We start from the raw sequence: 19970 nt of genomic DNA, 5'->3' as shown, positions 1-19970 counted from the left end.
GGTCATCCCGTTCGTTGTCTGCCGACCGCGAACGCGGTCACGTCGATGCCGGGGTCCTGGTCGAGATAGAGGTCGCGGACGAGCTCGCCGGCGGCCGGCGCGTTGCACAGGCCGTGCCCGGAGAAGCCGGTGGCGTACAGGAACGCCGGCGGCCCCGGCAGGTGGCCGATGAAGGCGCGCCGGTCCGGGCTGGCGTCGCGCAGCCCGGTGACGGCCGGGCGCAGGCCCAGCCCCGACAGGCCCGGGTACACCTCGGCGAACCGCTCCGCCACCTCGCGCCGCCACGCCTCCCGGTCGGGACCCGGATACCCCATGCCGACGAGCAGCCGGTCGCCGCGGGTCCGCGACAGCAGGCCGCTCGCCGCGTGCAGCGTGCACGGGATCTCCGGCGTGCCGGGCGGCAGCGGATCGGTGAGCAGCAGCTCCTGCTCGATGGGCTCGGTCATCGGCAGGTCCACGCCCGCGCCGCGGACGAGGGCGGGCGACCAGGCGCCGGCCGCGCAGATGACCGCCTCGGCCGTCAGCTCGCCGCCGTCCTCGGTGAACACCCGCCCGGCCGAGGAGTCGATCCTCGAGACCGGGCGGTCGGTGATCAGCGTGGCGCCGGAGCGCCGGGCCGCCTCGGCGTAGGCCGTGACGATGGCGGCGGTGTCGGAGACGTACGCCTGCGGCGACCAGGCGGCGGCCAGCAGCGGGAGGTCGCCGATGAGCGGGTTGCGCTCCCTGGCCTCCTCCACGCCGATGAGCCCCACGTCCACGCCCGCCCGCCGCTGCGCGGGCAGGTCGGCCTCGAAGGCGGCGACCTGCTCGGGCGTGGAGAACAGGACGAGGTAGCCGACCTGCCGCAGCGGCAGGTCGGCCCCCGGCCGGACCGGGAAGTCCCGGTAGGCCGCAAGGCTCCGTACGGCCAGCGCCGAGCTGACGGGGTTGCCGGCGAAGTACGACCGGACCACGTCGGCGGTGGCGCGCGAGGCGCCGGAGCCGAGCGCGCCGCGTTCGAGCAGCGTCGTCTCGACTCCGGCCTCCGCGAGATGGTAGGCGATCGACAGGCCGATGACGCCGCCGCCGATCACCGCCACGCGCGTGTCGGTCATACGTGGGCCTCCACGCGGCGCAGGCTGTCGCCCGCCTCCCACGGGAACAGGTGCAGGTTCCACCCGCCGAGGCAGTTGCAGTAGAGGGCCATGGTGGCCATCACCGACATGAAGTCGACGTGGTCGTTGATGCGGTCGAGGTTGTCCAGGAGCCGCCGGGTGAACCCCCACAGCGTGTCCAGGCCGCAGTAGCCGAGGAACTCCGCCGGGGTGTGGGCCAGCAGCCGGGTCATCTGCCGCAGCCACGGCATCGGCATGCCCTCGATGGCCGCCCGGACGAGGCCGCCGTAGCAGCTGTAGCCGAGCGGGCGGGTCTCGCCGTTGACGAACAGCAGCGTGGTCAGGACCGTCTCGTAGCTTCCCGCTCGGGAGGCGATGCGGCCTTCGTGCAGGTCCACCAGCTCGCGCGGCGGGTCGAGCCAGATGCGCTCGGTCTCGGCGTGCACGTCCGAGATGAGCGCGTTGACCTGCGGGTCGCCGACCGGGAGCCGGGGCAGCTGGTGCCCGCCGCTCTCGCCGGCGCGGCGCACCTCGGCGATGACCGGCTCCTTGGTGGTGTAGACGGCCCGCCAGACCTCGCGGCCCGCCTCGATCAGGCCGTCCAGGTGCTCCGGCAGCACCTGGCCGATGGGCGTGGCGGTCATGGGTTCGGTGAGCTCGCCGTACTTGATGCCGAGGTGCTGCAGGCGAGAGCCGAACAGCGTCCCGTCGGGGACGGTGCGCCGGTCCACGCGGTGCTCCGCGGGCGCGTGCAGCAGCGAGTGGACCGGTGCGACGTGGTAGAGGTGGTGGCCGGCGACCAGGGCGTGGCCCTGCAGGCTCCGGTACGGCAACGCGTCCCAGAAGCACTGCGCGAGGGCCGGGTTCCGCTGGTCGAGTTCGGCGGCCACGGTGATACCGAGGCCGGGCCAGGCTATTTCCACGAGCTTCTCGTTCACAATTCGTCACTGTATCGTCACAAATTGTGCCGATTCGGGCGGGGGTGGGCCTTTTACCAGGTCATGACCACTTCTGGGGACGAGGCACCCCTACAGCGGGGTGCGCAGGAACTGCTGGTTCTGGCCGCCGTTGCACGGATACTGCTTGAACTGCACGTCGTCGGCCTGCGACGACGACGGCAGGTCCGCGCACTTGCCCGAGTGCCTGGCCACCAGCCGTACGTACCCGCCGCCCGCGTCCTGCACCGACCACTGCTGGTTGGCGCCCGAGCCGCAGGCGTACTGCTGGATCGCGGCCCCGTCGGCGGTGCTCTGCCCGTTCACGTCCAGGCACTTGCCCGAGTGCCTGGCGACCACCTGCACGTAGCCGCCGCTCACGGACTGGACGCGCCACTGCTGGTTGAAGCCGGAGCCGCAGGTGTACTGGATGACGGCGGTCAGGTTCGCGCCGGAGGCGTTGCGCACGTCGGCGCACTTGCCCGAGTGGCGCACGGTCAGCCGGTCGTGGCCGGAGCCCACGGCGGTGATCGTGCCGGCCGTCGCGTCGATCGTCAGCTCCCGCGCGTACGACAGGCTCATCGACGTCGCGGAGGGGAACTGGACGGGCAGCCACACGTAGCGCGAGTCGTTGACCGGCCCGCCCCACGCCCCGGCCCACCGGTCGCCGAGATACAGGTACGAGGTGCCGGACGTGCCCTGCACCGGCAGCACGTACGCCGGCTGCGAGCCGAAGGTGGTCGCGTCGCCGACGTCCTGCCAGGCGCTCCAGGAGCCGGTGATGGAGGTGGCGGTGGTGTACCTGGCCTGGTTGGGCTGCCAGCCGGTGGCGCCCGAGGTCAGCATGAAGTACACGCCGCCCCGCTTGAACAGCGCAGGGGCCTCCCGGTGGTCGCCGTCCCACACCCGCACCAGCGACGCGACGTCGGTGAAGTCGGCGCTCAGCCGGTAGACGTGCAGGTCGTAGTTCTCGTCCGCGGCCGAGATCATGTAACCCGCGCCGTCGGTGTCGGTGAAGGTCGTGATGTCGCGGGACATGTGCCCGAGCGGCCGGAAACTCCGCAGGTAGGTGTAGTTCCCGTCCACCGTGGCCGACACGGCGACCGCGGCCCGCGCCTCGCCGTAGTCGCTGCCGTTCTCCTTGTGCATCCACATGACGAACCGGCCGGTCGCCGCGTTGTACATCACCTTCGGCCGCTCGATGTTGGCCACCTGCAGCTCGGCCGCGCTGGACTGGGTGAGCACGTGGTTCCTGAACTCCCAGCTCCGCAGGTCCGCCGACCGGTAGGCGGAGACGTAGCGGAAGGTGCCGTCGGCGTTGCGGTTCTCGCCGAACCAGTAGTAGTACGAGCCGACCTTGAGCACCCCGCCGCCGTGCGCGTGCAGCGCGCCGCCCGAGGTGTCGGTGAACGGCGCGCCCACCGGCACGGTCACGGGCGCGTTCGCGGGCGCGGCGCGGGCGGGCGGCGCGGGCAGCAGGACGAGTAACAGCCCGGCCAGCAGGGGCAGCACACGGGGCATGGGAAGCTCCTTCGGATCAGCCTTTGACTCCGCTGAGCAGGACGCCCCGCACGATCCAGCGCTGGGCGACCAGGAAGAGCACGACGAGGGGCAGGATCGCCACCAGCGCGCCGGCGAACAGCGCGGGCAGGTTGAGCGCCTGCTGGTTGAGATTGGTGGACAGCGCGACCTGCACCGTCCAGTACTCCGGGTCCTGGCCGATCACCAGCGGCCACAGGAACGCGTTCCAGTGCTCGATGAACGACAGGATGCCGAGCGAGGCGAACAGCGCCCCTGAGTTCGGCAGCGCCAGCCGGACGTACAGTCCGAGGTGGCCGAGGCCGTCCACCCGGCCCGCGTCCTCCAGCTCGCGCGGGAAGCGCAGGTAGAAGCCGCGGAACAGCAGCACCGCGAACGCGCTGAACAGGCCGGGCGCGATCAGCCCCCACAGCGTGTTGACCCCGCCCATCGACCCGACCACGACGAACGTCGGGATGAACGTGGCCGCACCCGGCACCATCATCGTGGCGATGATGAAGAAGAACACCGGCCGCGCCGCCGCGACCGGGATGCGGGCCAGCGCGTACCCGGCCATCGAGGCCAGCAGCGTGGCGAGCGGCGCGGAGATCGCCGAGATCAGCGTGGAGTTCCCGAGCGCGTGCGCGAGCGGCACCGCGTCGTTGCCGAAGGCGTCGGCGAACCCCTGGAACGTCACCGTCTCCGGCCACCAGTGCCAGTCGAGCGAGCCCAGCTCCCGCTTGGTCATCAGCGCGTTGCGGACCAGCAGGTAGAACGGCAGCAGGAACGGCACCGCGAAGACCACCACCGCCGCGTACGAGCCCAGCCGCAGCCTCCTCATCGGGCCTCCTCCTCGGCCGTCCTGCCGAACCCGGCGAAGCGCCCCTGCAGCAGCGTGAACGCCACGATCAGCGCGGTCACCACGAACGCGCCCGCCGATCCGGCCCCGTAGTTCTGCTCGCCGAGCGCGGTCTGGAACAGGTAGATCAGCGGCGTGCGGCCGTCCGCGCCGCCCAGCCCCGACAGGTTGGAGGCCAGGATGTTGTAGAACTCGTCGAACGCCTGGAACGCGTTGATGATCAGCAGCAGCGTGACCGCCACCGACGTGTTGCGCAGCATGGGCCAGGTGATGTGCCGGAACAGCGTCCACTCGGAGTGCGCGCCGTCCACCCGCGCGGCCTCGTAGAGCTGGGCGGGCACCTGCTGGATCCCGGCCAGGAACAGGATCATGTAGAACCCGGTCTGCAGCCACAGCCGCACGGTGACCAGCACGATCCAGTAGAGCGGCGGATCGACCGTCGCGACCCAGCCGATGGCGTCCTCGTGGCCCAGCAGATAGGCCAGGCTGTTGGCCACCCCGGACGGCGTGCCGTTGAACAGGCTCATCTTCCAGATCAGCGCGCCCACCACGTACGACACCGCCGCCGGCACGAAGAACGTGGTGCGGATCAGCGCCCGCCCCCGCCGCAGCCGGTTCACCAGCACCGCCAGCCCGAGCGCCAGCGCGAACGTCACCGGCACGATGAACAGCGTGAACAGCAGGATCGTCACCAGCGACCGGGTGAAGGCCGGGTCCGACAGCAGCCGCCGGTAGTTCTCCAGCCCGTTCCAGGAGCCCAGGCTGATCGTGCCCCGGGCGTCGTTGAAGCTGAGCAGCAGCCCCCAGCCGATGGCGACGTACTTGAACAGGAACAGCCCCGCCACCATCGGCAGCGTGAGCAGGACGAACGCGCGCCAGGCCGGCCAGCGGCCGGTGCGCAGCCTGGCGAGGCCGGCCGGGGTCGTCATAGCACGGGCACCTTGTCCAGGATGTCCTGCGAGCGTTCGGCCGCCTCGGCCAGCGTCTTCTCCGGGTCGGCGCCCTTCTTGACGATCGCGGTGACGGCGTCGGTGTAGGGCTGGCGCACCTCGGCGGTCCAGAGCGCCGGCTGCTTGACGCCGTGCGCGGCGACCGCGTCCATGACGGTCTTGGCCGGGCCGCTGGTCAGCTTGTCCGCCTTGGCGGCGGCGCTGATGCGCGGCGGCACGTGGAAGCCGTAGGCGAGGCTCCAGTCCGTCTGCGCGGCGGTGTTCTCCACCCACAGCCAGCGCACGTACCGCTTGGCCGCGTCCAGGTTGCGGCTCTTGCCGTTGACGACCTGCACCCAGCCGCCCATGTTCACCACCGGGCGCCCGCCCGGCCCGAACGCCGGCAGCGGGAAGGCGTCGAAGTCGTCGCCCAGGGCCTCGGTCATGCCGGGCACCGCCCACAGGCCCACCCACTGCATGGCCGCCGCGCCGTTGATCAGCGCGCCCGGGTCCCACCAGTCGGTCGAGTAGCCCTGCAGCGTCGTCTTGGCGTCGTAGAGCTCCTTCAGCCCGGTCAGCGCCTCGACCACCTTGGGGTCGTCGTAGATGATCTTCCGGTCGTCGATCAGCAGGTTGCCGTTCGACCAGGGCACCATCGTGTTGAGCGCGCCGACGCCGTCGTTGCCGGCGAACAGTCCCTTCTGCTTGCCCGCCGTCAGCTTCTTCGCCGCCGCGACCAGCTCGGCGAAGCTCCCCGGCACCGCCACCCCCGCCTTCTGGAAGAGGGACTTGCGGTAGAACAGCAGCATCGGGTCGATGATCATGGGCACCGCGTAGACCTGACCGCCCCACGTGTACGGCGCCAGCACCTTCGGGTCGAAGTCGGACTTCTCCGCGCCCAGCACCTCGTCCAGCGGCGTCACCTGGCCGGCCTTGACCATGTTGGGGCTGACGTCGTTGACCTCGTACACGTCCGGTCCGTCGGCGGTCAGCACGGCGGCGGTCCACTTGGTGGCGTAGTCGCCGGGAATCCACGAGACCTTGACCGCGATGTCGGGGTTGGCCTTGGTGAAGTCGGCCGCGTAGCGCATCGCCGCCTGCTGGGTGCCCTCCTCGCCGTACTCGTGGTACCAGTGGTTGAGCGTGACCTTCGGGGCGCCGCCGGCGGGCGTGGATTTCGTCTTGGCGAGCGGATCGCCGCCGCAGGCGGCGACGGCGGCGCCGGCGACGAAGAGCACGGATCCTCTGAGCAGTCCGCGCCGGGTGAGTGGCCGGGGGAGTGGTCCGTCCATCGGGGCCACCTCTCTGGGGGGAAGGATCGGGGCCGATGCCAGGTAACCGGTTACTTCAGACGTCGTGAGCCGGACGGTAAACGCGATCGACGTGACGAGTCAACACGCTGTTAACTTTTCGTTACAATCGCGGTGCAGGTGGGGTTGACGGCGGAAAGCGGATCTCTTACCGTCCAGGACAGCGATCAGGTAACCGGTTACCAGCAGGAGGCCCGCATGACCCCGTCCAACCGCGTCACCATCAGGGACGTGGCCAAGCGGGCCGGCGTCTCGGTGGCCACGGTGTCCCGCGTGCTCGGCGGCGAATACCCGGTGCTCGCCGCCACCCGCAACAAGGTCGTCCGGGCCGTGCGCGAGCTCGACTACGTCCCCAACGCCCACGCCCGCGCCCTGTCCGCGGCCCGCCCCGGGGCCATCGCCATCGTCGTCAACAGCGTCGCCGTCCCCTACTACGCGCTCATCGCCCAGGGCGTCGAGGAACAGGCCGCCCAGGAGGGACGGCTCTCGCTCATCTGCACCACCGGCGGCGACACCGGCCGGGAGCTGTCCATCGTGCGGCTCCTGCGCGAGCAGCGGGCCGAGGCCGTCATCCTCGTCGGCAGCGTGGTCGTCGACGACGAATACCGCGAGCGCATGACCGAGTACGCCCACGCGCTCGCCGCCGCCGGCTCCCGCCTGGTGCTGTGCGGCCGGCCGCCGCTGGGGGAGGGGGTGCCGGCGCTGGTCGTCGGCTTCGACAACACCGGCGGCGCGCACGCCGTCACCGCCCACCTGCTGTCGGCCGGCCACCGCAGGATCCTCTACCTCGGGCTGCGGCCCGGCCACACCACCTCCGACAGCCGCGTGGCCGGTTACCGCGCCGCCCTCGCCGAGCACGGTGTCCCCGCCGACCCCTCTCTGGAGGTGGAGGCCGAGTTCGACCGTGAGGCCGGCTACGCCGCCATGCGCCGCCGCCTCGCCGCCGGCCCGCCGACCTTCACCGCCGTCTTCGCCGGCAACGACCTGGTGGCCGCCGGCGCCATCCAGGCGCTGCGCGAGCACGGGCTGCGCGTGCCCGAGGACATCTCGATCGTCGGCTACGACGACGTCCCCCCGGCGCAGGACCTCGGGCTGACCACCGTGCACCTGCCCCACGACGAGCTCGGGCGCACCGCGGTCCGGCTGGCCCTCGGCCGCCTCACCCCCGGTCCGCCCTCCACCGGCGCCCCGGACGGCGTGGGGGGCGCGCGCGTCCTCACCCTCGGCACGCACATCGTCGTCCGCGGCTCCGTCCGCCGCCTCGGACCGCCGGTGGCGTCGCGATGACGGCCCGAGCGACCGGCCGGGTGACGACCTGGGCGACGGCCCGAGCGACAGGCCGGGCGACGCCCGGAGCGCAGGCCGGAGCGACGACCTGGATGACGGCCCGAGCGGCGACCCGGGTGACGGCCGGATGATGCCGCGCGTGGCGTTCGCCATGCAGCCGCTCCTGCTGCCCGAGCTGTTCCCTCGCGACCTGATGCGCCGGCTCGCGGCCGTGGCCGGGGTCGCCGGGGGCGTGATCGACTCCTTCGACGGCCCGCTCGACGCCGACATCCTCATCACCGGCTGGGGCTGCCCGCGCATCGACGCCGCCGTGCTCGCCGCCGCGCCGCGCCTGCGCGCGGTCGTGCACGCCGCCGGCAGCGTCAAAGGGCACCTGACGCCGGCCGTCTTCGAACGCGGCATCGCGGTCTCCTCGGCGGCGGCGGCCAACGCGGTGCCGGTCGCCGACTACACCCTCGCCATGCTCGTCCTGGCCGCCAAGCAGGCGTTCGCGCGGGCGCGGGCGTACGCGGCGGCCGGCTGGTCCGGCGACGCCCTGCCCGGCGTGGCCACCCCCGGCGACGGCGGCGGGCTGACCGGGGCGGCCGTCGGCGTCGTCGGCGCCTCCCGGGTGGGCCGGCTGGTCATCGCGCGGCTGCGCGAACACGGGGCCGACATCCTGCTCAGCGACCCGTACGTCGGGCCGGACGAGGCCGCCGCCCTCGGCGCCAGGCACGTGCCGCTCGACGAGCTGTGCCGCCAGGCCGAACTGGTCACCGTGCACGCGCCGGAGCTGCCGGAGACCCGCCACCTGCTCGACGGGCGTCGCCTTGCGCTGCTGCGGGACGGCGCGGTCGTGGTCAACACCGCCCGGGGCGCGCTCATCGACACCGCGGCCCTGGTCCGGCACTGCGCGAGCGGGCGCATCGGCGCCGTGCTCGACGTGACCGAGCCCGAGCCGCTGCCCCAGGGGCATCCGCTGCTCGGGCTGCCCAACGTGCTCGTCACCCCGCACATCAGCGGGGCGCGGGGGCGGGAGCTGCGCCGGCTCGGCGAGTTCGCGGTCGCCGAGGTCGAACGCCTCGCCCACGGCCACCCCCTCCACGGCGCCGTCCACCCCTCCGACCTCCCCCACATCGCCTGATGCCCGCCCCATCCCCCTTGCCTGCCGTGCTGGAGCGGTTCGTGCGGGAGGTTCGGGTGGAGGCGGTGCGGGCGCGGGGGACGGAGGCGCCCGCGCTGACCCTCTCCCTGTGGCGGCGCTTCGCCGAGTCCGGTGACCGGCTCGCGTACGAGGCCGTCTACTTCGAGCGGCGCCGTCGCCTGGCCGGACTGCTCCTCGCCGCCCATCTGGACGACCGGCCCGACCCGGCGCTCGACGACCTTCTCGGGTCCGTCTGCGACGAGCACACCTGGATCCTGCCCGCCCATGCCCCGGACGGCGACGACCCGGCGGACCGGGGCCGGCACGTGGACCTGTTCGCCGCCGAGACCGCCCACACCCTGGCCGAGGCGGTCACCCTCCTGGGAGACCGGATCGCGCCGGCCATCAGCGCCCGCGTCCGGGACGAGGTGGACCGGCGCGTCCTCGCGCCCGTGCAGGAGCGCCGCTGGTGGTGGGAGACGTGCGCGCACAACTGGGCCGCCGTCTGCGCCGGCGCGACCGGGATGGCCGCCCTGGCCCTGGACTCCGACCGGCTGCCCGTCCTGCTGCCCCGCGTCGAGGCGGCCCTGGCGTCGTACCGGTCAGGGGTCGCCCCCGACGGCGCCTGCCTGGAAGGCCCCGACTACTGGGCCTACGGTTTCGGGTATTTCGTCTACTTCGCCGAGGCGCTGCGCGCACGCACCGGCCGCGACCTGCTCGACGACCCCCACGTACGCGCCCACGTACGCGCCATGGCCGCCTACCCCGCGGCCATCGACCTCGGCGGCGGCCACCGCCCGGCCTTCGCCGACGCGACCGGGCACGGGACGTACCCGGCCGGGCTGCTCGACCGGCTGGCCGTACGCCTGGACGTCCCCGTGCCCGCCCGGCCGGGGTACGGGCCGTCCTTCCACGACGACCCCTGCTACCGCTGGGCGCACCTCAGCCGTACCCTCTGGTGGACCACCGGCGCGGCCCGCCGCCCGCCGGCCCCGCAGGCGTTCCTTCCGCACGCCGGGATCGTCGCCGCCCGCACGGAGGGGAGCGCGTTCGCCGCGAAAGGCGGCCACAACGACGAGCCGCACAACCACCTCGACCTCGGCCACTTCGTCCTGTACGCGGGCGGCGAGCCGATCCTGGACGACCTCGGCGCGCCCGAGTACACCCGCGACTACTTCGGCCCGCTCCGCTACCGCACCCCGCAGGCCGCCGCGGACTGGCACTCGGTCCCCCTGATCGACGGCGCGGCCCAGCTCCCGGGGCGGGAACGCGCCGCGCGGGTCGTCGCGCACGCCCCCGGCGATCCGCTGCTGCTCGCCCTCGACCTCAGCGCCGCGTACGGCACGCCGCGCCTGGCCCGCCTCGTCCGCACCTTCACCTGGCGTCCCGGCCGGCTCGACGTCGCCGACGCCTTGACCTTCCACGGCGGGGAGTGCCGGGTGGAGGAGGTGTTCGTCTCGCGCCGCCGCCCGGTCGTGGGCCGGGGAACGGTCTCGTGGGGGCCGGTGACGCTCCGCGTGCCCGAACCGTGGCGCGCCTCGCCGGAGGAACTGGAGGTGCGCGGCCACGACGGCCGCCCGGAGACCGTCCATCGGGTCCGGCTGACCGCCTCCATCCCCTCCGGCACCTGCGTTTTCACCTTCCGGCTGCCGTAGGGACGAAAGTCCGTCCATTTGGATTCCTTAGCCTCCGTACTCGTGGGTAGGCCCAGTGGTGTGCTGGGATGGCGAACCCCCTTCGCCCGCGTCGCCCGCCGAGAGGAGCGGCTTCTGTGAGGCACCTGCTGCGCATCGCCGACCTGGACCGGCACGAGCTGCGGTTCCTGCTCGACCGTGCCGACCACTTCAAGGCCCGGCCGCTCGCGGCGCCCGGGCTGCTGCGCCGGCGTACCGTGCTGATGTACTGCACGCGGCCGTGCGCCCGGATCCGCGTGCCGATCGAGACCGCCGTCGCCCGGCTGGGAGGGACGCCGCTGCACGCCGGGCCCGGCACGCGGCGGCGTGGCCGCGAAGGGCGCCTGGGCGAGCCGTCCCAGATGATCGGCGCGTACACGGCGCTCGTGGTCCTGCAGATCAGCGACGACGCCGAGGCGGTCAGGTTCGCGCGGGCGGCGCACGTGCCGGTGCTCAACGCGCTGACCGACGACCACCACCCGCTCCAGACCCTCGCCGACCTCATGACGCTCCGCGAGCACCTCGGCGACCTGCGGGGCCGCAAGCTCGCCTGCGTCGGCCCGGCCTCGAACGTCACCCACAGCCTCATCGAGGCCGTCGCCCTGACCGGCCTGACCCTGGCCGTCGCGGCTCCGGAAGACGCGGGACCGGATCCCGCCGTCCTGGCCAGGGCCGAGGAGGCCGCCTCGGGCGGCGGCGGAAAGGTGATCGTCACCCCCGACCCGTACGAGGCGGTCAAGGAGGCCGACGCGGTCTGCACCGGCGCCTGGCCCGTCTCCACGGCGGCGACGGCGGCGCTCGCCCCCTACCGGGTCACCGCCGACCTGCTCGCCGCCGCCGGGCCCGACCCGATCTTCCTGCACCACCTGCCGCTCCGCCGCGGGGCCGAGGTCGAGGCCGCCGTCGTGGACGGGCCCGCCTCGCGGGTGCTCGCCCAGGCCGCCAACCTGCTGCCCGCCGCGCAGGCCGTCATGGAGGCGCTGCTCACCAACCGCCTGGCCGCCTCCCGCTGACCTCAGCCGGACGGCACGAAGTCGTACGGGGCCAGCGGGCCGAACAGACGCAGCTCGATCCGGCCCGCCCAGCCTTCGGCCAGGGTGTCCAGGGCGCGCTCCAGCTCGCCCGCCCGGCGGGTCTCGGCGAGCACCGCCAGCCGGGCCGTGTCCCGCCTGCCGGTCGGGCGGCCCGGCGACAGGCGTGCCGAGACCGGGGCGAGCGCCTCGACCAGGGCGCGCACGTCGGGTTCGCGTGGCCGCTCCTGCGCGGCGTAGCGGAGCTCGACGAGGTACTCGGCCCGCCCCTCCAGCTCCCGGAGCGCGCGGGCGAACTCGTCGTGACGCGGCTTCAGCAGGCCGTCGAGGACGGCCGCCCGGTCCGGGACGACCGTCCCGCAGGGGAGCGGCAGCACCGGGACCTCGGCGGCGGTGGCGTCCAGCAGGTCCTCGTGCGCGGCCCTGTCGGTCGGCCGGGGTGTGTTCTGGTCCGTCTCGCTCACGAGGGCGGCGATCTCGCGGTGGCGGATCACCCGCATGGTGCCAGCTTCGCCGACGCCCTGGGCCTGCCCGTCCACCTCGACGTCGGCGGGGACGATGCCGTACACGTAGAGGGCGGGCGCCCGGAGGCGCGCGCCCTGGTTCTGCTCACCCGGCACCGGCATGGTCACGACCTGCGGCGGATCGGGCGCATCGACTCCCTGGGATTGCCCGCACGGCGCGGCTCCGCCCGCACCCCGCGCTTCTCCTCGGCAGCCGGCTGCTCCTCCTCGGGCTCCTCTTCCTCTTCGGGCTCCTCCTCTTCCTCAGCCTCCTCGTAGTCCTCCGGCTCCTCAGGCTCCTCTTCCTCCTCTGGCTCCTCTTCCTCCTCTTCCTCCTCTGGCTCTTCCTCTTCCTCGGCGCCCTCTTCCTCGGGCTCCCCCTCTTCGGGCTCCTCTTCCTCGGCGCCTTCCTCTTCCTCGGGCGCTTCCTCCTCGGGGCCTTCCTCCTCTTCGGGTGCGCCTTCCTTTTCCGCTTCCTCCGGCGGGGTCACCTCGCCGTCGTGGATCTTGCCCCGCCAGCCGTCCTCGGCGATCTCCTCGGGACGCAGCATCACGTGGGACATGACGTGCCGGGCGAAGTGCTTGAGCTCCAGCCGTACCCGCCGTCCCTGGGCCCGCCACAGGTTGCCGGTGTGCTCGAACAGCCCCTTCGGGTAGTACTCCAGGATCACCACGACACGGGTCAGATCGGGCGTGAGCTCGTGGAAGGTGACCGAGCCGTCCACGTACCCCTTGTCGCCCTCCGACCGCCAGATGATCCGCTCGTCCGGCGTCTGCTCCAGGATCTTGGCCCGCCAGGCGCGGTGCGACCAGAAGACCTGCGCCTTCCAGTTCAGCCTCTCGTCGGACTGCTGGTCGATGTTCTCGACCTTCTTCATGAACGTCGGGAAGTCCCGGAACTGCGTCCACTGGTTGTAGACGATTCGGCGGGGCGCTCCGATGTCGATCGCCTCGACGATGTTGGTGACCTTGAGCGACTTGCCGCCCGAGCCTTTACCGCGCTTGAAAATCTTGCCGATCTTGCCGAACACGCCCTTGATGGCGCCCTTCGCCGCTCCGGCCAGCGTCGAGCCGCCGATCGAGCCGCCTCCCGACCCGCCGAGCAACTGTTTGGCGCCGCTGAGCAGCCCGCCTCCCGAGCCGCCCTCCGAGCCGCCGCCGGGGTCATCGCCGGGGTCATCGCCGGGGTCACCGCCCGAACCGCGGCCCGAACGGCGGCGCGAGCGACCCGGCGTGAAGTCGTTCAGTCGCCCGTTCACGCCCTCGACCTTGCCGATCGCCGACGACAACGCCCGCCCGGCGGCGGCCACCCCCAGCCGCTTCAGCGCGGAGCTGAGCTCTCCCGTCGGCAGCTTCGAGACCGCCTTGCCGGCCACCGGGGTCTTCTTCAGGGTTTCCTTGCCTTTGCCGACGACCTTCTCCGCCGCCCTCAGCGCTTCGGTCATCGCGCTCACTCCTTCGTCTTGTCCCGCTCGGCGGACCGGCGGCGGGCCACGCCCGACGCGGCCGCTCTGACCCGATCGGCGGCCCTGGGCACGTGCGGCTTCGGCACGTGCGGCTTCCGGAGGCGGGATTTCTTGCTGCGGGGCTCTTCCTCCTCCTCCTCCTCGTCCTCCTCGCCGCCGCCCTCCTGGTCGGCGTCCTCCTCGGCGCCTTCGTCAGTGCCCTCTGCAGTGCCTTCTTCGGTGTCCTCTGCAGTGTCCTTCTCTGGGCCCTTCTTGGTGCCTTCCTCGGCGCCCTCTTCGCTGCCCTTCTCGGCCTGCCCGGACTGCTCCAGCCGGTCGGCCAGGGCCTCTATCTGCCGGACCGCGGCCGTCATGGCGGCGGACTTGGTCAGATCCAGCAGTTCCCCGCGCAGCCGTCCGGTCAGCTCGCCCAGTTCCGGCGAGCCGCTCAGCAGGTCGCCTCCGTTCCGCTTGAGCTTGCGGAAGAGCATCGTCGCCGCCATGGCCGAGGCCATGCGCAGCTTGTGCCGCCTGCCGAGGTAGTAGCCGGCGACGAGGGCCAGCGCGACTTTGCCCGTTTCGTTCATGGCCCGCTCCTTTGCGCGTACGCGCCCGGTCGGAATCCGTCCCTCCATGCCCCGACCTTCCCTTGAAAAACGACATATGCCGACAAAAGGGACATATTTTGGGCCGGTGCGATGAACAGCGATGACGCATGACAGGGGCCGGAGGCGGGTAGCCGCTGGTCGAGGGGCGGACGAGGGGGGACACCATGCGCCTGAGCACGGACGACAGAGCCGCCGGAGGGCGGCGCGGGCCGGGGAGGGCCGTCACGGCGGGGGCGGCGTTCTGCGCCGGGGCCGCGGTGGCGTACTTCTGCGACCCGGTACGAGGACGCAGCCGCCGGGCCATAGGGCGGGACAAGGCCGCCCACGCCACGCACAAGCTGCGCGACGGCCTCGGCGTCCTGAGCCGCGACCTGACCAACCGCAGCCGGGGGCTGGCCGCGGCGGTCCGCTACCGCTGCAGGAGCCAGTCCGTCGACGACCGGGTGCTGCACGAGCGCGTACGCGCCGAGCTGGGCCGCCACGTCAGCCACGCGCACGCCGTCGAGGTCCGGGTGGACGAGGGGATCGTCACGCTCGCCGGCGACGTGCTGGCCGCCGAGGACGAACGGGCCCGCCGGGCGATTCGCCGCGTTCCCGGCGTGCGGGGGGTCGAGGCCGTCTGGACCGCCCACCGCGAGGCCGGAGGGACGTCCCGGCTGCACGGCGGCAGGCTCCGGCGGCCGGTGCCCGAGCTGCTGCAGGTCCAGTGGTCGCCGTCCGCCCGCTTCCTGGCGGGCACCGCCGCGGTCGTCCTCTGGACCCTGCGGCTGCCGGGCCCGTTCTCGACGGCGGCGCGCGGCCTGGCCGGGGTGCTGGCCGTGCGCGCCGCGACGAACCTGCCGCTGCGCCGCCTGACCGGGATCAACGCCGGGCGCCGCGGGGTCGACGTCACCGCCGCCGTCACCGTGAACGCGCCCCCGGCCGCCGTCTGGGGGCTGATCAGCGACTACTCGGCGTTCCCGAAGTTCATGCCGCACGTGTACGAGGTACGCCTGTCCGTCGACGGCCGCACCTCCCACTGGCTGGTCAGCGGCCCGGCCGGCACACCCGTACGGTTCGACGCGAGCGAGACCCGCCGCGTGGAGGGCCGCGAACTCGCCTGGAAGTCGGCCGAGGGTGAGCTCATCGCGCACGCGGGCACGCTGCGGCTGGCCCCGGGACCGGGCGGCCGGACGCAGGTGCAGGTGCGGCTCTCGTACAACCCGGTGGCGGGGGCGGCGGGCCACATCGTGGCCCGGCTGCTGGGCACGGACCCCGAACGCCGGCTGCGCCAGAGCCTGGCGATGCTCAAGACGCACGCCGAGCACGCCGCGCTCCCTGCCGTGGCCCGCGCGTGACCGCCGGCCTCCTACCGTGAGGATGAGGGCGACGGGGTCGCAGTGGGGGAAGCCGCCGGCGAAACGGACGCGGTCGGGACGGCCGGGGCGGCCGTCTCCGGCGGCTTGCCGAGCGAGGTGACCACCAGCACCCCCGTGGCGACCGCCACCACCGCGACCAGCGCGACGGCGACCAGCGCGAACCTGCGCACCGCCCGCCTGTGCCTGACCTGCCGCGCAGCCTCCTCGCGCCGCAGCTCGGCGCGCCTGCGCTTGACCTTTCTCTGTGACATGAACGCTCCCGAGAGTTCCTCGGGCGTCACGATAGGAGGCAGGCTGTAATGCGCAGCTAAACGGACGGACGGAGGCCGTGAGTGGAGCGGAGCGACCCCGGGCGACGCCTGCCCGGACTGCGCCCGGACGAGCTGGACGAGGAGCAGCGGCAGGTCTACCAGGCCATCGCCGGCGGCCCCCGGTCGCGGGGCCCGCAGCCGTTCGCGCTGGCCGACGCGGAGGGGCGGCTGCGCGGCCCGTTCAACGCGATGCTGCTCAGCCCGCCGGTCGGCGGCGCGCTGCAGGCGTTGGGGGCCGCGGTGCGCTACGGCTCGGTCCTGCCCGCCCGCGTACGGGAGCTGGCGATCCTGGCCGTGGCCGCGCACTGGGACAGCGCGTTCGAGCGCGAGGCGCACGAGGCGGTCGGCCGCGCGTGCGGCCTCACCGAGGACGAGCTGGCGACGCTGCGCGAGGGCGGCCTGCCCGAGCCGGACGACCCCGCCGAGCGCGCCGCGCTGCGGGCCGTCGCGGCGCTCACGGCGCGCGGCCGGCTGGACGATGAGGAGCACGCGGGGGCGGTGGCGGCGCTGGGGGAGCGCGGCCTGTTCGAGCTGACGACGCTGGTCGGCTACTACGGCACGCTCGCCCTGCAACTGAGGGTCTTCGCCGGCGAATGACCGCGGGAGAGACCGGGTGGACGTTCTCAGCGCTCCATGCTGGCGTTGAAGTGCGCGAGCCCGCCGGCGAAGGACTCCAGCTCCTCCGTTGTCCAGCCCTCCAGCACCTTGGCCAGCCCGCGCAGCCGGCCCTCCCGCTCGGCCCGCGCCCGCCGCAGCCCCTCCTCGGTGACGCGGAGCTTGCGCGCCATGCCGCCCTCCGGGTCGGGGATGCGCTCGGCCAGCCCGGCCCGCAGCAGCACGGCGGTCTGCCGGTTCACGGTGGAGGTGTCGAGGCCGAACGCCCGCGCGAGCTGCCCGATCGACAGCGGCCCCTCGGCCTCCAACCGGCTCAGCAGGATGTAGCTGCTGCGTTCCAGCGGCCGCTCGTCGGGCCGGCCGGCCGCCGCCAGCTCCTTGTAACGGCCGATCAGCATGAGCTCCCGCTCGATGTCGGCGATCTCCCTGCGCACCTTGCCTCCCGTCGCGGGAGTCAAGAATATCCGTTGAGTGGGCATGTGTATGATGCACACCATTTGCGCCTGGCGTGCAGGCCGACATCGGGGGAGCGACGCATGGACGAACCGGGCACGGTGCCGCGCAGCGGACTGATCGTCGGGGTGCTGGCGGCGGCGGGCATCACGGTCTCGCTGATGCAGACCCTCATCGTCCCCCTCATCGCCACCCTCCCGGCCCTCCTCCACACCACCACCGCGAACGCCTTCTGGGCCATCACCGCCACGCTGCTCGCCGGCGCGGTCGCCATGCCCGTCTCCGGCCGCCTCGGCGACCTCTACGGCAAACGCCGCGTCATGGTCGCCAGCGCCCTCCTGCTGTCCGCCGGCTCGTTCGTGTGCGCGCCCGCCGAGACGCTGGTCCCCATGGTCGCCGGCCGCGCCCTCCAGGGCCTCGGCATGGGCGTCATCCCGCTCGGCATCGCCATCATGCGCGACGTGCTCCCGCCGCAGCGGCTCGGCTCGGCCATCGGACTCATGAGCTCCTCGCTCGGCGTCGGCGGCGCGCTCGGCCTGCCCGCCGCCGCGCTCGTCGCCCAGTACGTGAGCTGGCACGCGCTGTTCTGGGCGGCGGCCGGGCTCGGGCTGCTGATGAGCGTGCTGATCCTGGTGATCGTGCCCGAGTCGCCGGTCAGGTCGCCCGGCCGCCTGGACGTGGTCGGCGCGATCGGCCTGTCGGCCGGCCTGGTGCTGTTCCTGTTGCCCGTCTCCAAGGGCAGCGAATGGGGCTGGACCAGCGGGACCACGCTCGGCATGTTCGGGGCCTCGGTGCTCGTCCTGCTGCTGTGGGGCTGGTGGGAGCTGCGCGTGCCCGCGCCGCTGATCGACCTGCGCACCTCGGCCCGCCGCCAGGTGCTCATGACGAACCTGGCCTCCGTCGTGATCGGCTTCGCCATGTACGCGATGTCGCTCATCACCCCGCAGCTCCTCCAGCTCCCCGTCGCCACCGGCTACGGCCTGGGCCGCTCGATGGTCGAGGCCGGCCTGTGGATGGCGCCCGGCGGGCTGGTCATGATGGCGATCTCGCCCGTGGCGGCCCGCCTGTCGGCGGCGCGCGGGCCGAAGACGTCCCTGCTGCTCGGCGCGCTCGTCATCGCCGCCGGCTACCTGCTGGCCCTCGTCCTCATGAGGCATGCCTGGGGCATCCTCATCTTCTCTGCCGTGGTGGCCGCCGGGATCGGCTTCGCGTACGCGGCCATGCCGTCGATCATCATGTCGGCGGTCCCGCGTACCGAGACGGCCGCCGCCAACGGCCTCAACAGCCTCATGCGCTCGATCGGCACCTCGTCGGCCAGCGCCGTGCTCGGCGCGGTGCTGGCCAACATGACGATCCAGGTCGGTCCTGCGACGCTGCCGTCCGAGGCGGGCTTCCGTACCGGGTTCGTCATCGGGGCGGGCGTGGCGGTGCTGGCGGCGCTCATCGTCACCGCCATCCCCGGCCGCCGCGCCGCCGCCCGCCACCTCGCCGGCGCCCCGTCCGGCCTGGACGAGGAGCTGCCCGCCCGCTGAACGCCCCTTCCTACCCGGCCGACCAGCCGCCGTCCACGGGGACGATCGCGCCGTTGACGAACGAGGCGGCGTCCGAGGCCAGGTAGAGCGCGGCGTCGGCCATCTGCTCCGGCTGCGCCATGAGCTCGCCCAGGGCCAGCACCGGCGACAGGCGGGCGGCGCCGGCCGGGTCGAAAGTGGCCCCGTCGGCGATGTTGGTCGCGGTGGGGCCGGGCAGGATGGCGTTGCAGCGGATGCCGTCCTTGGCGTACGCCCAGGCGACGCTCCTGGTCAGGCCGATGAGCCCGTGCTTGGAGGCGGTGTAGGCGGCTCCGGCCGCGCCGCCGCGGATGCCCGCCTCGGAGGCGGTGTTGACGATCGCGCCCCGGCCCTGGCGCAGCAGGTGCGGCAGCACCGCGCGGGTGACCAGGAACGCGCCGGTCAGGTTGACGCGGATCACCCGGTCCCACACCTCGGGGGCGATCTCGGCGGGCAGCGCCATGGTGTCCAGGATGCCGGCGTTGTTGCAGAGCACGTCGATGCGCCCGTACGCGCCGATCGCCGCCTCCGTCAGCGCCGCCACCGACGCCTGGTCGCCCACGTCGGCGGTGACGGCGAGCGCGGCCTCGCCGACGACGGCGGCCGTCTCCTCGGCCCGCGCCCGGTCCACGTCGGCGGCCACCACCCGGGCGCCGGCCTTGGCGAAGGCCACCGCCATGGCCCGGCCGATCCCCGACCCCGCTCCCGTGACGAGGGCGACGCGGTCGTCGAATGCGTTCATGAGCCTGTCCTTCCTGGGGGTGCTCGGCAACCGGACATCTCTGTCCGGTTGTACGATAGCCCTCATGCCGGGGCCGCGTCGACCGAACAGAGGACCCAGCGCCGCCGCCGAGAACCGCGCCGCGCTGATCACCGCCGCGCGTCAGGTCTTCGCCTCCGAGGGCTACGGCGCGCCGCTCAGCTCCGTCGCCCGCGCCGCCGGCGTCGGCCAGGGCAGCCTCTACCGGCACTTCCCCGACCGCGTCGCGCTGGCCATGGCCGTGTTCGAGGAGCAGGTCGCCGCCCTGGAGTCGCTCGCCGCCGAGCCGGGCAGCACCATCGACGACCTGCTCGCGGTGATGACCGAGAACGCCGTCGCCTCGACCGCGTTCATCGAGCTGGTCTCACGGGCCTCCGCCGAGCCCGACCCGCGCATCCTCGGCCTGCGCGAGCGCGTGGTCGGCCTGCTCCAGGGCGTCCTCGACGACCCGCGGCGGGCCCCACGCATCCGTCCCGGCGTCTCGGCCGACGACCTCGTGCTGATCTTCGGCATGATCGCCGGCGCCCTCGCCCACATCCCGGCCCCTGAGCGCCACGCCACCGTCCGCCGCGCGTGGTCCCTGCTCCGCGAGGGCGTGGGGCTCTGAC

The 19970-nt window shown here is 73.3% G+C and carries 20 protein-coding genes; 8 read left to right on the top strand and 12 right to left on the bottom strand.

Annotated elements, in window-relative coordinates; all coding sequences use genetic code 11:
* Positions 1-2 precede the first annotated feature (2 nt).
* The 6 genes from ABD292_RS45985 to ABD292_RS45960 all read right to left on the bottom strand — a co-directional run bounded on the left by ABD292_RS45985 (position 3) and on the right by ABD292_RS45960 (position 6627).
* Positions 3-1094 (bottom strand): NAD(P)/FAD-dependent oxidoreductase, encoded by a 1092-nt coding sequence (locus ABD292_RS45985; RefSeq protein WP_344219237.1) that lies wholly within the window; start codon positions 1092-1094, stop codon positions 3-5.
* On the bottom strand, positions 1091-2032 hold the full coding sequence (locus ABD292_RS45980; protein WP_344219235.1) for a cucumopine synthase-related protein: 942 nt from the start codon (positions 2030-2032) through the stop codon (positions 1091-1093). Before ABD292_RS45980 ends, ABD292_RS45985 begins: the two co-directional genes overlap by 4 nt.
* Positions 2033-2122: 90 nt before the next feature.
* On the bottom strand, positions 2123-3550 hold the full coding sequence (locus tag ABD292_RS45975) for an RICIN domain-containing protein (protein ID WP_344219233.1): 1428 nt from the start codon (positions 3548-3550) through the stop codon (positions 2123-2125).
* A gap of 16 nt (positions 3551-3566) precedes the next feature.
* On the bottom strand, positions 3567-4388 hold the full coding sequence (locus tag ABD292_RS45970; protein WP_344219231.1) for a carbohydrate ABC transporter permease: 822 nt from the start codon (positions 4386-4388) through the stop codon (positions 3567-3569).
* Positions 4385-5335: a carbohydrate ABC transporter permease gene (locus ABD292_RS45965; RefSeq protein WP_344219229.1), complete on the bottom strand. Its 951-nt coding sequence runs from the start codon at positions 5333-5335 to the stop codon at positions 4385-4387. The genes ABD292_RS45970 and ABD292_RS45965 overlap by 4 nt, the downstream gene beginning before the upstream one ends.
* The gene (locus ABD292_RS45960; RefSeq protein WP_344219227.1) at positions 5332-6627 is read right to left on the bottom strand and encodes an ABC transporter substrate-binding protein; all 1296 of its coding nucleotides are present in this window, start codon (positions 6625-6627) and stop codon (positions 5332-5334) included. Before ABD292_RS45960 ends, ABD292_RS45965 begins: the two co-directional genes overlap by 4 nt.
* Before the next feature lie 216 nt (positions 6628-6843).
* Between ABD292_RS45960 and ABD292_RS45955 the strand changes: the two genes are divergently transcribed.
* The 4 genes from ABD292_RS45955 to ABD292_RS45940 all read left to right on the top strand — a co-directional run bounded on the left by ABD292_RS45955 (position 6844) and on the right by ABD292_RS45940 (position 11741).
* On the top strand, positions 6844-7932 hold the full coding sequence (locus ABD292_RS45955; RefSeq protein ID WP_344219225.1) for a LacI family DNA-binding transcriptional regulator: 1089 nt from the start codon (positions 6844-6846) through the stop codon (positions 7930-7932).
* A 130-nt stretch (positions 7933-8062) separates the two neighbouring features.
* Positions 8063-9055 (top strand): hydroxyacid dehydrogenase, encoded by a 993-nt coding sequence (locus ABD292_RS45950; RefSeq protein ID WP_371247575.1) that lies wholly within the window; start codon positions 8063-8065, stop codon positions 9053-9055.
* Positions 9055-10710 (top strand): heparinase II/III domain-containing protein, encoded by a 1656-nt coding sequence (locus ABD292_RS45945; protein WP_344219221.1) that lies wholly within the window; start codon positions 9055-9057, stop codon positions 10708-10710. The genes ABD292_RS45950 and ABD292_RS45945 overlap by 1 nt, the downstream gene beginning before the upstream one ends.
* Before the next feature lie 116 nt (positions 10711-10826).
* The gene (locus ABD292_RS45940) at positions 10827-11741 is read left to right on the top strand and encodes an ornithine carbamoyltransferase (RefSeq protein ID WP_344219219.1); all 915 of its coding nucleotides are present in this window, start codon (positions 10827-10829) and stop codon (positions 11739-11741) included.
* 2 nt (positions 11742-11743) lie between these two features.
* Here ABD292_RS45940 and ABD292_RS45935 read toward each other — a convergent pair whose 3' ends face one another.
* From ABD292_RS45935 to ABD292_RS45925, 3 genes are read right to left on the bottom strand one after another with little or no spacing between them, the layout of a single operon-like run.
* Positions 11744-12385 carry a GvpL/GvpF family gas vesicle protein gene (locus ABD292_RS45935; RefSeq protein WP_344219217.1) on the bottom strand — a complete coding sequence of 214 codons (642 nt, stop codon included), beginning with the start codon at positions 12383-12385 and terminating at the stop codon, positions 11744-11746.
* Between the two features lie 2 nt (positions 12386-12387).
* Complete coding sequence (locus ABD292_RS45930; RefSeq protein WP_344219215.1) at positions 12388-13707, bottom strand: SRPBCC family protein; 1320 nt, start codon at positions 13705-13707, stop codon at positions 12388-12390.
* 5 nt (positions 13708-13712) lie between these two features.
* Entirely contained in the window at positions 13713-14294 is a 582-nt protein-coding gene (locus tag ABD292_RS45925; protein WP_344219212.1) for a hypothetical protein, read from the bottom strand.
* A gap of 185 nt (positions 14295-14479) precedes the next feature.
* On the opposite strand from ABD292_RS45925, the gene ABD292_RS45920 reads away from it, so the two are divergent.
* Complete coding sequence (locus tag ABD292_RS45920) at positions 14480-15652, top strand: SRPBCC family protein (RefSeq protein WP_344219210.1); 1173 nt, start codon at positions 14480-14482, stop codon at positions 15650-15652.
* Between the two features lie 11 nt (positions 15653-15663).
* On the opposite strand, the gene ABD292_RS45915 is transcribed toward ABD292_RS45920, so the two are convergent.
* Entirely contained in the window at positions 15664-15924 is a 261-nt protein-coding gene (locus ABD292_RS45915; protein WP_344219208.1) for a hypothetical protein, read from the bottom strand.
* Positions 15925-16005: 81 nt separating this feature from the next.
* On the opposite strand from ABD292_RS45915, the gene ABD292_RS45910 reads away from it, so the two are divergent.
* Positions 16006-16581 (top strand): carboxymuconolactone decarboxylase family protein, encoded by a 576-nt coding sequence (locus ABD292_RS45910; protein ID WP_344219206.1) that lies wholly within the window; start codon positions 16006-16008, stop codon positions 16579-16581.
* Between the two features lie 26 nt (positions 16582-16607).
* Here ABD292_RS45910 and ABD292_RS45905 read toward each other — a convergent pair whose 3' ends face one another.
* Positions 16608-17057 (bottom strand): MarR family winged helix-turn-helix transcriptional regulator, encoded by a 450-nt coding sequence (locus tag ABD292_RS45905; RefSeq protein ID WP_344219204.1) that lies wholly within the window; start codon positions 17055-17057, stop codon positions 16608-16610.
* Between the two features lie 78 nt (positions 17058-17135).
* Between ABD292_RS45905 and ABD292_RS45900 the strand changes: the two genes are divergently transcribed.
* Positions 17136-18584 (top strand): MFS transporter, encoded by a 1449-nt coding sequence (locus ABD292_RS45900; protein WP_344219202.1) that lies wholly within the window; start codon positions 17136-17138, stop codon positions 18582-18584.
* 10 nt (positions 18585-18594) lie between these two features.
* Here the strand turns inward: ABD292_RS45900 and ABD292_RS45895 are convergent, their stop codons facing one another.
* Positions 18595-19344: an SDR family NAD(P)-dependent oxidoreductase gene (locus ABD292_RS45895; RefSeq protein ID WP_344219200.1), complete on the bottom strand. Its 750-nt coding sequence runs from the start codon at positions 19342-19344 to the stop codon at positions 18595-18597.
* 64 nt (positions 19345-19408) lie between these two features.
* Here ABD292_RS45895 and ABD292_RS45890 point away from each other — a divergent pair, with 64 nt between their 5' ends.
* Positions 19409-19969 carry a TetR family transcriptional regulator gene (locus tag ABD292_RS45890; RefSeq protein ID WP_344219198.1) on the top strand — a complete coding sequence of 187 codons (561 nt, stop codon included), beginning with the start codon at positions 19409-19411 and terminating at the stop codon, positions 19967-19969.
* Position 19970 lies beyond the last annotated feature (1 nt).

Origin of the sequence: Nonomuraea bangladeshensis (assembly GCF_039529455.1) — a bacterium.
Taxonomy (GTDB): domain Bacteria; phylum Actinomycetota; class Actinomycetes; order Streptosporangiales; family Streptosporangiaceae; genus Nonomuraea; species Nonomuraea bangladeshensis.
Note: the sequence above shows the minus strand (reverse complement) of the source record. Positions and strands in the feature narration are given on the sequence as shown.

Coding starts and splice junctions, on each gene's coding strand:
- ABD292_RS45925 (WP_344219212.1), bottom strand. CDS start 14,294: ATGAACGAAACGGGCAAAGTCGCGCTGGCCCTCGTCGCCGGCTACTAC.
- ABD292_RS45930 (WP_344219215.1), bottom strand. CDS start 13,707: ATGACCGAAGCGCTGAGGGCGGCGGAGAAGGTCGTCGGCAAAGGCAAG.
- ABD292_RS45900 (WP_344219202.1), top strand. CDS start 17,136: ATGGACGAACCGGGCACGGTGCCGCGCAGCGGACTGATCGTCGGGGTG.
- ABD292_RS45950 (WP_371247575.1), top strand. CDS start 8,063: ATGCCGCGCGTGGCGTTCGCCATGCAGCCGCTCCTGCTGCCCGAGCTG.
- ABD292_RS45915 (WP_344219208.1), bottom strand. CDS start 15,924: ATGTCACAGAGAAAGGTCAAGCGCAGGCGCGCCGAGCTGCGGCGCGAG.
- ABD292_RS45955 (WP_344219225.1), top strand. CDS start 6,844: ATGACCCCGTCCAACCGCGTCACCATCAGGGACGTGGCCAAGCGGGCC.
- ABD292_RS45965 (WP_344219229.1), bottom strand. CDS start 5,335: ATGACGACCCCGGCCGGCCTCGCCAGGCTGCGCACCGGCCGCTGGCCG.
- ABD292_RS45960 (WP_344219227.1), bottom strand. CDS start 6,627: ATGGACGGACCACTCCCCCGGCCACTCACCCGGCGCGGACTGCTCAGA.
- ABD292_RS45945 (WP_344219221.1), top strand. CDS start 9,055: ATGCCCGCCCCATCCCCCTTGCCTGCCGTGCTGGAGCGGTTCGTGCGG.
- ABD292_RS45970 (WP_344219231.1), bottom strand. CDS start 4,388: ATGAGGAGGCTGCGGCTGGGCTCGTACGCGGCGGTGGTGGTCTTCGCG.
- ABD292_RS45985 (WP_344219237.1), bottom strand. CDS start 1,094: ATGACCGACACGCGCGTGGCGGTGATCGGCGGCGGCGTCATCGGCCTG.
- ABD292_RS45935 (WP_344219217.1), bottom strand. CDS start 12,385: ATGCCGGTGCCGGGTGAGCAGAACCAGGGCGCGCGCCTCCGGGCGCCC.
- ABD292_RS45895 (WP_344219200.1), bottom strand. CDS start 19,344: ATGAACGCATTCGACGACCGCGTCGCCCTCGTCACGGGAGCGGGGTCG.
- ABD292_RS45890 (WP_344219198.1), top strand. CDS start 19,409: ATGCCGGGGCCGCGTCGACCGAACAGAGGACCCAGCGCCGCCGCCGAG.
- ABD292_RS45975 (WP_344219233.1), bottom strand. CDS start 3,550: ATGCCCCGTGTGCTGCCCCTGCTGGCCGGGCTGTTACTCGTCCTGCTG.
- ABD292_RS45920 (WP_344219210.1), top strand. CDS start 14,480: ATGCGCCTGAGCACGGACGACAGAGCCGCCGGAGGGCGGCGCGGGCCG.